This is a genomic window from Vibrio sp. 1562, assembly GCF_033340155.1.
Lineage (GTDB): Bacteria > Pseudomonadota > Gammaproteobacteria > Enterobacterales > Vibrionaceae > Vibrio > Vibrio alginolyticus.
The window spans coordinates 1-685 of the sequence record NZ_JAWOVY010000376.1; the positions used below are offsets into that span (position 1 = coordinate 1).

At 49.2% G+C, this 685-nt stretch carries 1 protein-coding gene; it reads left to right on the top strand.

The features are described from left to right. On the top strand, nucleotides 1-685 hold a 685-nt coding region (gene vopD / locus R7Z49_RS25270; protein WP_318112421.1), incomplete at both ends, for a type III secretion system translocon subunit VopD.

The following is a 685-nucleotide window of genomic DNA, read 5'->3' on the forward strand; positions in this document are numbered from 1 at the left end:
ACCAAATTGGAAGCGGGTGCAGTAAAAAGCAACGGTGAGTCAAACGTTTCTGGTGCAGGTCGCTATCAATTAGATGGGCCGAAAGCTCCTGCGATCAGTAATCAAGCACAAGTGGTTGCGAACCTGATGGGTGAGCTTGCACCAACGATTGATCTACTGATGAGCACTACCGCGAAAGTGCTGAACGGTGAAGAAGTGATCAAATCACCTTCGGAAGCGGTTTCTCAATCGCTGTCTTTGTTGACGCTGCTTTACCAAGTGTCGAAGCTAAGCCGTGAACAGCAAGTGCTTCAACGTGAAATTGCGGTTGAAGCCAACGTTGCGAGTTTGCAAAGCCAAGCGGCAGAGCTGAACAACTCTGCTAGCGCGATGATCGCGATGGCGGTTGTATCTGGTGTGTTAGCGGGTGCTACAGCAATTATCGGTGCGCTTGGTTCGTTCAAAGCGGGTAAAGAAATTAAGACCGAGATGGCAAGCAACAACGTGCTGAAAACGCAAAAGGCGGGCTTCGATCAAGTAGAAGAGTTGATGAACAACGGTAACTTGTCAAAAACTCAGCAAGATCAAGTAAAACGCGCACATTCGCTAGCGAAAGACAGCATTGCAGACACCACGGCTCAGTTGACTAGCGGCGGTCGCAAGTTCGATAAACTGATGAGCTCAAACCAAGCGAAGAACGCGATTC